Annotated in this window: 9 protein-coding genes and 1 pseudogene; 1 reads left to right on the top strand and 9 read right to left on the bottom strand. The window is 42.5% G+C overall.

The genetic code is table 11. The annotated features are described in order from the left end of the window. Positions 1-29: 29 nt before the first annotated feature. From hydG to M8E35_RS04145, 6 genes are all read right to left on the bottom strand, one after another. Positions 30-1,448, bottom strand: a complete 1,419-nt coding sequence (gene hydG / locus M8E35_RS04170; RefSeq protein WP_252467511.1) for a [FeFe] hydrogenase H-cluster radical SAM maturase HydG — start codon at positions 1,446-1,448, stop codon at positions 30-32. A gap of 5 nt (positions 1,449-1,453) precedes the next feature. Further along, positions 1,454-1,708 (bottom strand): TM1266 family iron-only hydrogenase system putative regulator, encoded by a 255-nt coding sequence (locus M8E35_RS04165; protein ID WP_252467510.1) that lies wholly within the window; start codon positions 1,706-1,708, stop codon positions 1,454-1,456. A 358-nt stretch (positions 1,709-2,066) separates the two neighbouring features. Next, complete coding sequence (locus M8E35_RS04160; protein WP_252467509.1) at positions 2,067-3,809, bottom strand: NADH-dependent [FeFe] hydrogenase, group A6; 1,743 nt, start codon at positions 3,807-3,809, stop codon at positions 2,067-2,069. A 24-nt stretch (positions 3,810-3,833) separates the two neighbouring features. Next, positions 3,834-5,720 (bottom strand): NADH-quinone oxidoreductase subunit NuoF, encoded by a 1,887-nt coding sequence (locus M8E35_RS04155; protein ID WP_289710674.1) that lies wholly within the window; start codon positions 5,718-5,720, stop codon positions 3,834-3,836. Between the two features lie 156 nt (positions 5,721-5,876). Continuing rightward, positions 5,877-6,365: an NADH-quinone oxidoreductase subunit NuoE family protein gene (locus M8E35_RS04150; RefSeq protein ID WP_073029779.1), complete on the bottom strand. Its 489-nt coding sequence runs from the start codon at positions 6,363-6,365 to the stop codon at positions 5,877-5,879. A gap of 826 nt (positions 6,366-7,191) precedes the next feature. Continuing rightward, entirely contained in the window at positions 7,192-8,301 is a 1,110-nt protein-coding gene (locus tag M8E35_RS04145) for a cache domain-containing protein (protein WP_252467508.1), read from the bottom strand. 546 nt (positions 8,302-8,847) lie between these two features. Here M8E35_RS04145 and M8E35_RS04140 point away from each other — a divergent pair. Further along, the gene (locus M8E35_RS04140) at positions 8,848-9,918 is read left to right on the top strand and encodes a cytochrome c3 family protein (RefSeq protein WP_252467507.1); all 1,071 of its coding nucleotides are present in this window, start codon (positions 8,848-8,850) and stop codon (positions 9,916-9,918) included. 149 nt (positions 9,919-10,067) lie between these two features. On the opposite strand, the pseudogene M8E35_RS04135 reads toward M8E35_RS04140, so the two are convergent. From M8E35_RS04135 to M8E35_RS04125, 3 genes and pseudogenes are all read right to left on the bottom strand, one after another. Further along, a pseudogene (locus tag M8E35_RS04135) lies at positions 10,068-10,845 on the bottom strand (ABC transporter permease). After that, positions 10,809-11,486, bottom strand: coding sequence for an ABC transporter ATP-binding protein (locus M8E35_RS04130; protein WP_252467506.1), 678 nt, complete (start codon positions 11,484-11,486; stop codon positions 10,809-10,811). The pseudogene M8E35_RS04135 and the gene M8E35_RS04130 overlap by 37 nt, the downstream one beginning before the upstream one ends. Before the next feature lie 23 nt (positions 11,487-11,509). Continuing rightward, positions 11,510-11,821, bottom strand: a complete 312-nt coding sequence (locus tag M8E35_RS04125) for a PadR family transcriptional regulator (protein WP_252467505.1) — start codon at positions 11,819-11,821, stop codon at positions 11,510-11,512. Positions 11,822-11,957: the final 136 nt, after the last annotated feature.

Raw genomic sequence — 11,957 nt, 5'->3', positions numbered from 1 at the left:
CTGCGATTGGATAATTAGAAAGTAGGTTGCTAGAAACGGAAATCTCGCTTTCCTTCCTTAATTTCGTTCAAATGCTCTATGGCAATTGCCCGAACCTTTTCATTTGGTATGAAGGGAATCTCGTTTTTAATTACCACCTCACCCTTTTTCTTGGTATCCGGTGAAGCATAATCCTCTAGATATTCTTTAAGTGTCATCAAAGCATTCGGCTGACAGCAGTTTGCAATCTGCCCGGCCTTTACAAGTTTCATAAAACGATCACCTGTACGCCCTTCGCGATAACAGGCGGTGCAGAAGCTTGGAATAAAGCCGAGTCCCAAGAGCCAGTTTATAATCTCATCCAAGGTGCGGGTATCGTTTACTTCGAATTGAGCGGAGTTATCATCCTGTGCTTCCGGCTCAACATATCCGCCAACACTGGTGCTTGAGCCTCCGCTTATCTGAGATATGCCCAATTCTAACACACGCTCGCGGGTTGTTTTAGATTCACGTGTGGAAATAATCATCCCCGTATAAGGGGCGGCAATACGAATAACAGCCACAATTTTTGCAAAAATATCATCGGATATTGCATCCGAAAAACTATTGGGGTCAATATCATCGGCGGGGCGGATGCGTGGAACGCTGATGGTATGTGGTCCCACACCCATTGCCGCCTCTAAATGCTCAGCATGCATGAGCAAACCTACGAAGTCATAGCGGTACATATTTAAGCCGAACAAAACCCCGATCCCCACATCGTCAATACCGCCCTCCATGGCACGATCCATCGCTTCAGTATGATAGGCGTAGTCGTGTTTTGGTCCTGTGGGATGCAGCTCCTCATAGCTTTTTTTGTGATAGGTTTCCTGAAAAAGTATGTAAGTTCCAATTTCCGCTTCCTTGAGCTTCCGATAATTTTCCACGGTTGTTGCAGCAATATTAACATTGACGCGGCGGATAGCTCCGTTTTTATGCTGAATGCTATAAATAGTCTTCATACTTTCCAGAACATATTCGATCGGATTGTTCACAGGGTCTTCTCCTGTTTCTAATGCCAAGCGCTTGTGTCCCATATCCTGCAAGGCGATAACCTCTCGCACAATATCCTCCTGCGAAAGCTTCTTACGAGATATGGTTTTATTTTTATTGTGATAGGGACAGTACACGCAGCCGTTTACGCAGTAGTTTGAAAGATATAGTGGCGCAAACATGACAATACGGTTGCCATAAAGCTTTTGCTTGATCTCCTTTGCCAGTTTGAACATTTTTTCATTTTCATCTTCCAGATCACATTCCAGTAGAACAGCAGCCTCTCGATGGGTTAAGCCCTTACAGTCTTTAGCACGTTCTATCAGGCTGTCAATCAGTTCACGATTTCTTTTGTTTTCCTGGGCATAGGAAAGAGTGGCCAGAATTTCACCATCATCAATAAACTCCGTTGCATTTTTCGACTTACAATTGTACATAGATTTTATTCCTCCAATTTCTTCGTTAAAGCAGATTTAACATTAACCCCTTGAATTTTTCCTAATTTCCCCGTCATTGCACTAATTTCGTCAGAAGTTCCCTCCACGATCAAGGAGATAATAGATATGCCCTTTTCTGGTCGAGGGATTCCCATTCTTCCGATAATAATGCTCGCTAAATCGTGCAAAGTATCATTAACTTTATTGGCACTTTCAAATTCTTCAATAACTATGCCAATAACCCCTATTCTCTTATCCATCTTTCATTCCTCCAAATAAAAAAACTCAACTGTCGTTAAGCCGCTGGCGCGCGGCGGGCCTATTGCATTTATACGCTGGCAACGACTCGAACAAAGACCTTCGAGCTTAGCTTTACTTTCCGACTAGTATAAAAAAAAGCCTCCTACAAACGTAAGAAGGCTAATTAGCGTTTTAACCCTTCTCCTTTTGCTCAGAATAAGTCCTTGCAATCAGGTAATAGTCCAATAGATCCACTCTGCCGGAAACCTCCAACACAACGGATAAGTCAATTCTATATTAAGTTATCAGTGGCAGCAAGTATTATAACTCTGATAGTTCACCTAAAATACACTAGAAGTGAAGGCATCCATCTGGTCTCTAAATCTTCTTACGTGCCACATAGCTGGTATGCAGCAATTTATGCGCTCTTTCTCCGTATGGTTCACCCAAGTAATCCTTATACAGACCTATGATGGCCGGATTCTCGTGAGATTTGCGCAGGGGCTTAGCGCGGTCTTCACGGTACAAACCTTGAGCTCTTTCCGAAAGAATTTCTAGATTTCCATGATGATAAGGTTGTCCGCCTCCCCCGATACATCCTCCAGGGCAAGCCATGATTTCAATGACGTCATAATTGCTTTCCCCTGCACGTATTTTCTCAAGGACAGTACGAGCATTACCTAAACCGTGAATAACCGCGGCTCGATAATCCCTTCCAGAGATGGGGATAACCGCTTCCTTAAGTCCATCCATTCCTCGGAGAACCTCAAACTCCACTTTCTCCAGAGTTTCACCAGTAAGTACCTCATAAGCTGTTCTCAGGGCAGCTTCAAGTACTCCGCCTGTTGCTCCGAAAATCACGGAAGCACCGGTTGATTCCCCTAAAGGATGATCAAACTCTTGCTCTTTAAGGTGATCAAAATGAATGCTGGCTTCCCGAATCATGCGTATAAGTTCACGTGTTGTGATGACAATGTCCACATCTGCAGTTTCTGCCCCTTGTGAGAGTTCAGGACGGGCCGCTTCGTATTTTTTAGCAACGCAAGGCATGACGGATACAACGGTTATGGATTTAGGGTCAATCCCTAAGGTTCTCGCATAATAGCTTTTAATCAGGACCCCTAACATTTCATGGGGAGATTTGCAAGTTGAAGGAATGTCCAAGAGATCTGGGAATTGATGTTCAAAGAATTTGACCCAGGCAGGACAACAACTTGTGAGCAGGGGCAGACGTCCACCATGTTGTATACGGTGAACAAGCTCTGTTGCCTCCTCCATAATCGTCAAGTCAGCAGCAAAATCTGTATCAAAGACGCGGTCAAAACCAAGCCTGCGAAGAGCAGCAACCATTTTGCCTGTCACAATCGTCCCAGGTTCTAAACCGAATCCCTCTCCAAGTGCGACACGTACGGCGGGAGCTGTTTGTACTACAACAAATTGATCGGGATCGTTTAGCGCTTTCCATACTTTGTCGACCTGATCTAACTCTGTTAATGCGCCAGTTGGACATACCGCGATACATTGTCCGCAGAACGTACAGGCGGTTTGGCTAAGAGGTAAATCAAAGGCTGTTTTAACAACCGTTTCAAAACCGCGTCCCACCGCAGAGTAAACGCCCACCGTCTGCACCTCGTTGCACATTGTTTCGCAACGGCGGCAACGAATACATTTGTTAGGATCTCGAACAATAGAAGAACTGGACTTATCAATTTCAAACTCAGATTCTTCCCCTTCATAGGAGATATGGCGTACTCCTAATTCCGAGGCTAAGGATTGGAGATCACAGTCTTGGTTCTTTGCACAGGTTAGGCATGATTTAGGGTGGTCAGAAAGGAGCAGTTCAACCATGGCACGTCTAGCCTGGATAGCACGCAGCGAATCAGTTCTAACAACCATGCCGCTTGATACTGGGGTTGAACAGGAGGAAGCCAAATTACGTCGACCTTCGATTTCAACCACACACACTCGACAGGAAGCAATGTTGTTATTGTAATGCATTTCGTTTAGTTTCAAGTAACATAAGGTTGGAATATCTATGTTTATGGTTCGTGCAGCATCTAAGATAGACATTCCTTCCGGTACTTTTAGCGATATGTCGTTAATGGTTAGCTGTATATCCATATGGAGTCCTCCTTCAGGGATAACTTAATGGCAAATAATAGCGCCGACGACGCGGCATTGATCCATGCATGCCCCACATTTTAGGCAACGTTCTTGGTCGATAATATGGCGCTTCTTAACTGTCCCAGTAATGCAATGCATAGGACATTTCTTGACGCAAAGGGTACACCCTACGCACTTATCTGTGATTTCATATTTCAATAAGTGCTTACAAACGCCCGCTGGACAGGTCTTGTCAACAACATGGGCAATATATTCTTCTCGGAAATACTTTAAGGTTGAAAGAATAGGGTTGGGTGCGCTTTGCCCTAATCCGCAAAGTGCGGTGTCTTTAATAATATGACACAGTCTCTCCAAATTATCTAAATCTTCTAATGACGCTTTGCCTTCCGTGATTTTGGTCAATATTTCATAAAGGCGTTTGGTCCCCACCCTGCAGGCGGTACAGCGACCACAGGATTCATCCATCGTAAATTCCTGGAAGAACTTAGCGATATTGACCATGCAATCATCTTCATCTAAAACGATGAGCCCTCCAGAGCCCATCATAGAGCCGATAGCGGTTAAAGATTCATAATCAATGGGCGAATCCAAATACTTGGTCGGAATACACCCTCCGGAAGGGCCTCCCGTTTGGGCGGCTTTAAACGTTTTACGTTGCTTAATGCCTCCGCCGATGTCAAAAATAATTTGACGGAGTGTGGTCCCCATGGGGACTTCCACAAGTCCTACATTATTCACTTTGCCCGCTAACGCAAATACTTTCGTACCTTTGCTTTTTTCTGTGCCTATTGCTGAAAACCACTCGGCTCCCTTTAAAATAATTGGGGGAATATTGGCTAAGGTTTCCACATTGTTAACACAGGTTGGTTTACCCCACAAACCCTTCTGGGCCGGGAACGGAGGTTTGACAGAAGGTTCCCCTCGGGCCCCTTCGATGGAATGGATCAATGCCGTTTCTTCACCACAGACAAAGGCTCCAGCTCCGAGTTTTAGTTCAATGTCAAAGCAAAAATCGCTGCCCAAAATTCCCTTCCCAAGTAAGCCGTATTCTCGCGCTTGTGCAATGGCAATTTTTAAACGATGAATCGCAGCAGGGTATTCTGCCCGGACATATATGAATCCTTCGGAAGCTCCAATCGCGGAGCCCGCGATAAGCATAGCCTCCAAAACGCTATGAGGATCCCCTTCCAAGACAGAGCGGTCCATAAAAGCACCCGGATCCCCTTCGTCGGCATTGCAAATGATATATCGTTGATCAGCTTCGCTCTTACGCGTGAATTCCCATTTAGTACCCGTTGGAAAACCTGCGCCGCCACGTCCCCGCAGTCCGCTTTGTTTAAGTACATCAATAACTTCAAAAGGCTTCATTGTGAAAAGAACTTTTGCTAAGGCTTGATAGCCGTCTGCAGCAATATACTCAAGAATGTTTTCTGGTGCGATATAACCCACGTTACGCAGGGCAATGCGAAGTTGTCCATCGTAAAAAGGAATGTTCGTAGCAAAACGTTCTTTGGTATTCGGATCCATAAAAACAAGGTGTTCCACCAGGTTACCTTGTATGAAGTGTTCTTCGACGATGGTTGTAACGTCTTCTTCCGAAACTTCACAATAAGTTACATTATCAGGGAAGATTTCAATCATGGGACCCTTTTCACAAAAACCAAAACAACCTGGTTGGAAGACTTTTATCTGTTCAGTCAATCCCCGTTTGTTTAGTTCCTCTTCGAGACGTTCGGCAATTCTAGGACTGCCTGAGGAGTGGCAACCGGGTCCTCCACAGACCATAACGTGCCTTACTAATCCTTGGGCGTTTTTAGTGCCAACAGAGTCGATAACTTGCCGTGATTCAAGGAGTTTGAGACTTTGAGCTTGTAATTCATTCAAGGCATCGGTATTTTTGAGTTTCATATGGCATTTCCCTTCCTTCGGTGACGCTTCTTTGGTAGAGACTCCATGTTCGTAATTCAAAATTCTGGATATTGTATACACTTGTGTGGACAAAACGTTCCTTCTGACACATTTTCAAATACTTTGGTCTTTCCAACTAATAAATCGAAAGTGCGCTTAACTCTCCGGGCGGTACTTTGCCAAAACCTCATTAATGTCTTGTGCTTCGTGCATGCGTCCATGCACTTCGCCATCGACAATCATGACGGGGGCGAGGCCGCAGGCTCCGACGCAACGCAGTGTTTCTAAGGTAAAGAGATTATCCGGAGTAGTTTCACCTGCTTTAATTTTGAGCTGATTTTCAAGTTCTTCTTTTAATTTTTCAGCCCCTCGAACGAAACAGGCGGTACCAGTACAAACATTAACAACGTGTTCTCCCCTGGGTATCATAGTGAAAAATGAGTAAAAGCTTACTACACCGTAGACTGTAGCGGAAGGTATATCCAGTCTCTGAGCGATATGCCACTGTACATTATCGGGTAGATATCCATATATTTCTTGAGCATAATGCAAGACCCCAATTAGGTTTTCCTTCTTGTGGGTCAGACTGTCAATATAGCTATCAAGCTTTTGGGCAAACTGATTGGGCGAAGCAGAATCACACATGAAAATCCTCCTTTATTAAAACATTTGTTGCTTCCGTTTTTCACCTCTCTTTAATTCTTTATTCTGCATATTCAGCCAATGATTTGATGGTTGGCAATGGTTTATCCGATAGCTAACTGCCACTGATACCTCCGCTAGAATGAGCGGTGAAATAAATGGCACTAAGCTCCTGGATAACATTTCCCTCAGCCATGGATGGTTTAGTCACCGCTTTAACACAGCTAGAAGTATCCGGTGTATTCCTGGTAAGGAAAACCCCACGCCTGAATCAAGATTATGTTTATATGATTAGTTTAGCCTTATTCTCACTGCCTGTCGTGTTTATGGACATTAAATAAAGGTTTTGTTTATAAAGAAGATTTAGTTAATTAGGAAAACAGTGAAGGTTCTTCTAAATCTGAACACCGGGACTACTCAGATTAAGGCCTTCCGGCCCTTAATTCTACTCTTCTGCCAAAGGACTAATTTCGTTAAAAGTCATTTTATTCCGAAAGGAAACTTCACTGCGAATAAACCAAACCACTGAAGTAATAACAGAAAACCGGGCTAGCGCTAAGCCGTCAGACAGCGGTCGCCATAGTTACACTTATGCGCTGGCCATGGATGGCCAAGTGTAGCCATGACTCGAACATGGATGTTCGAGGTTAGTTACACCGCCATAGATGGCAAGATGTCGTGATGGCGAAAGGGACCTTCCAGTAAGTATGAAACGTAAAGTTATACTTTAAGACTAGTACAAAAAAACTCTACCTTATAAAAAGTAGAGTCTTTGAAAAAAGCAAAAGAGTATTGCGATAAAAAACGGCCCCATTAGGAGACGTTTGTTTTACAGCGGTATAAATAGCTTGACGGGACGACCAACTGTGCCATATTTCTGTTCTGATTTTAATGCCCCGCTATGTTCTAAAAATTCAAGGTAGCGGCGTACAGTGACCCTAGTTAATTTCACCCCTTCCGCAACTTCTTCTGCAGAGAGAGGACGGCGATTTACCTGTAAAAATTGAACTATTTGACCAAGAGTAGCTTGATGTAAACCCTTAGGCAACTCTGCTTCTCCAATATTCCCTACGAGATTTAAGCTTGGCATTGGCATATACCCAGGTGTAAACGTCTGTTTGACTTCAGTTCCATGCAATGGATTGTTGCTGGTCACTCGATTAATTTCCTCTGTTAGCGATTGGATCTGCTCTACCATTTGGTTAAAAGCATCCTCCAGCTCTCCGATTTCCTTTGCTCCAGAAATTTTCACCTTTTCGGTGAGGTGTCCGGTTGCTACGTCCCGTGTTTCTAACATGATATTGTGCAAAGGAGAAATGATAACTTTCTTAAGGAAAAACCATGTCAGAAGAGCTATCAAGACCGTTAGGACTAATCCCAGTTCGGCCATAGTGATCAAAGATCGAGTAATTATTTCCTGTTCATAGGCATGGGAAATTCCGACGTAAAAAATCCCAATAATCTTACCGTTTTCGGCACGCAATGGAACATAACCTGTTTGATGCCACTGTCCAACTACATTGGCTTCTCCTACATAAGTCTGACCATCTTTCAGTACTGTCTGAATTATATTATCAGAAACCTTGGTACCAATCGCCCGTTCGCCGTTTGAACCGCGTATCGTGGTAGCGACCCGGGTGTCTCCAAGAAATACAGTCACAGTATCCCCCGTTAGACTGGACAAATAATCAACTAAGTCATTATTAAGACTAATTTTGGTCTGCCCTTTATATAGATTTCCTTCTTGTTCTGACCACGCGCCGGGATATGTCTTATCAATAATTTCCTCACATGTTGCTAAATCTGCTTTCACTTTGATAATAGCTGCGGCCACGGCCCGATCTTTCATGTATAAACCCAGGACCACGAGGAAGCTAGCCGCCAGCAAAACGAGCGAACCCAACAACAATATTAGGATCTGCTGTTTGAGCGAACGCACGCAAATCACCTCTTTCCGACTTCAATACCTTGCTTGTTAGATCAAATTGTAATTATCCAAAGTTAATTCGCGTATAAAATTGAAAAACCTTTAATTTAAAGTATTTTGATTGAAAAAAATGAATCTTTGAGCTTCTTAGTGAAAGAACCTAATAAATTAATGGAATTAGGGTTAGAAAAGAGACTGGTCTTATATAAAAATTACAAAGACCCGCTCACTTTATCGACCAGCATTCATTGCTTGGGTTGCCTTTAAAGCAGCCTGATGACATGGGGCAATCGCCTCCCCAAGCACACGCAGGGCCTCTTCCAAATAGACTTCCACTTACCCATTCTACAAAATCCTTTAATAAAAAGTCTATTTCCATAAATTTCAATTATATATTTTTAAAATTTAAGCATTTTCCCATTAATTTATAAGCAAACTAAGAACACAATTTTTAAGGCTTAATCTAAACTTTTACAAGAAGCCATGAAAGTTATCCAGACCTATTTTGGTCAACACAATAAAACAAGATTTTAATAGTTTTAAAGGAGGAACGACCCAATGAACTGGAAAAAATCTTTCTTAGTCTCGATTATTTCTTTTACATTCTTAACAGCATTAGCCATGGGATGCAACAAGGTACAGGAAACCCCTACTCCTCAGCCAACAGGACCTCAACTAACCGAAACAGCCCAGATAGCTTATATCGGTAACGAAGCATGCCAAGCCTGCCACACGGATACATTTAATAATGTAACTCATACAAAACATTTTTCTGCGTTTAAGCCACTTTCCGATTATCCTTTGGACAAGCCTTTAACTTCAGTTACTATTTTTGATGCGGCCAACACTGAAAAACCAACGTCCACAACACTCGATTTATCGCAAGCCAAGGTCTACGGGGTCATGATGGACGATTATATTATTGCTGAGATTCCTGCTGCGGCAGGTTTTAAAGAAAAAATTTATCGTGTCGGTGCGCTTAAAAAAGCAGACGACAAATGGACAGTAGAGGCTCCCAAACAAAATGATATCGATAAAGATGGTAAGCCTGACTGGACCGCAGAAAAATTCACTTGTGGCAAATGCCATGCTCCAGGAATCGAAAAGGCTTCACCTACTGTTGGTATATCCTGCGAATCGTGTCATGGTCCTGCCGGAAACCATGCGAGCGCCACTGACAAGAAGGGAACTATGAGCCTCGAAACCGCCAAAAACTCATGCTTAGATTGTCATAAGAGCGATCCGACTAAAGACGCTCAGGGTAACTTCACAGCAACCAACCACTATGGCACCCGCAACTTCTTTGCCAGCAAACACGCTCAGAGTTCACAATTAAATCAATGTCTTACTTGTCATAGCGCCCATAAAGCCAATGCTAGTGGAGCCCTCCTAGTTGCTGACAAACCAACTGATATCTGCGTTAAATGTCACGCTGGAAAAACCTTTGATCTTGAAAAACTCATGTGGAAGAACCCAACCGATCCCAATGAACACTTCACTAAGGATCACAGCTTTGGGGCAATAAAATATGAAGATCTTCAAGATGACGCAGCAACGAAACCTATTGAAATTAAAAATCCGACCGTTATCGAATTAATCAAGAAACTCTTACCAGACCTAGCAAAATAGCTTTAATTTTGGTATATGGCGATACTAAAAAAACGGGTAGGTAATCATAGTTTTATGAATTGCCTACCCGTTTTTTAACTTTGTATAATGGACTATACATTTTTGTAATTATCTTCCGCGAATTAGACAATTGGTAAAGTATCTTCTCCTTAAACTTTCATTTGACTGCGGGAGTTGAAAAATGTTTTATAGCCAAACTGTACAAATAGAAGTACAGTTAACGCAACACTGCCAACAATACCGAGCATTACCGCGATTTGATACTCAATTGCTACGACAGGCGAAGCCCCGCCAAGAATTTGACCGGTCATCATGCCCGGTAAAAAGACAATACCCATTCCGACCATAGAATTAATCGTTGGTAGCATAGCGGCGTCAAACGCATTGTTTACAATCTGTTTAGAGGCCATTTTTGGTGTCGCGCCAAGAATCAGGGCAGCTTCCACTAGTTGTTTATTTGTCGTCATTCCTTCCACAAGGGTTTTAACGCCCAGGGAGATCCCCGTCATCGAATTGCCTATAATCATGCCTGCAATCGGAATGACATATCTAGGTTCATACCAGGGACACCTGCAACACGACAAGAACGAAATAAATTAGACTTGCAAGGATGCCTAAGGTCATAGAAAGAGCAACGATCTTTTTTATCTCAGGTGACAACTGCGATTTTGTCCGGTTAAAGATGTTATGGATGGCGAAGATGAGCATGATGGCGACAATCACTAGGGCATAAAAGGGATGGCTGTGTTCGAATACATAAGCAAGTATATAACCGACGAGTACCAATTGAATCGTCATCCGCAGGGAAGAAATCAGGATTTCTTTCTCTCTCGGAATCCCTTTGATTCTAACAATAAGAATGAGTATAAGAATGAAAATATAGGCCGCAGTTAATTGCCAAATCGACAAGTCGATGCTCCCTTGCATGGCCCGACCTCCTTTGTTATAAGAACTTTGCCTTTTTTGATTTCAACAACCTTCTCGGCAAAGGCTTCAACCACAGCTTTAGAGTGGGTGATCATAATCATAGTTTTCTTTAACTGATTGACATGGTGGACCAATTGTTCCATTATAAATTGAGTCGTCTCTTCATCTAGAGCAGAAGAGGGTTCATCCAGAAGAAAAACTTCTGGTTTCAGCAATAGTATTCTTGCCATAGCTAAACGTTGTTTCTCCCCGCCAGATAAGGAATTGGCGTCAAGTAACAGATCTTTATTTAATCGAACGATTTTCAAAGTATCCTGCAGTTGATTTTCATCTACTGGAGGCTTTTCGCCAAATTTAAATCCAATCAGTAAGTTATCTCTTACCGTTCCTTCAAATATTGCCGGAGACTGCGAAAGCATCATGACTTTCCGTCTTAATTCAACTGGATTCCACTGGGATAAAGGTGTGTTCTGAAACCAGATTTCTCCTTCATCAGGACTGATTATATGGTTTAATAGCCTTAAGAGCGTAGTTTTTCCGCTTCCGCTTTCCCCCACGATGCAGGTAATCCTCTGCTCAGGAATATCCAGTTCGTCTATATCTAAAATATCTTTATATTTAACACTTCGCAGTGTAAACATTTACTACCACTTCCCTGTTGTTATTATTCGTCTTTTATTTCTTTAAAAAGTTCATAAGCTTTCTTTTTTGCTTCCTGTAATACCATGCTTCCTTTCTCTGTACTTTTGTAGTACTTTCGAATTTTCCCCGCTATGTTCTTATCTTCTTTTTCTAGCAAATCAGCAGATTCCATGGCGTGAAGAAGAGGATACAGAGTCCCAGCGCTCAAATGATATCCATGCTCTTGAAGTTCTTCTAACATCCAAGAACCAAAAATAGCCTCTTTTTGAGCATGATGCAAGATGTGAATTTGAATAAACCCCAAAAACAGTTTTCGATAGATTTGCTTTTCCACTTTCATCACCACTTATACCTAATTTCAATATCAAATATCGATATCAATACTTGATATCAATTTATCATTCTTTTTTGGGTTAGTCAATATTGGTTACCCGTAATCCGCCCTTAGCCATTCCTTGTTTCACAAGCTT

The sequence above is a fragment of the Desulfosporosinus nitroreducens genome (assembly GCF_023897015.1).
In the GTDB taxonomy this organism is placed as follows: Bacteria; Bacillota; Desulfitobacteriia; order Desulfitobacteriales; family Desulfitobacteriaceae; genus Desulfosporosinus; species Desulfosporosinus nitroreducens.
Note: the sequence above shows the minus strand (reverse complement) of the source record. Positions and strands in the feature narration are given on the sequence as shown.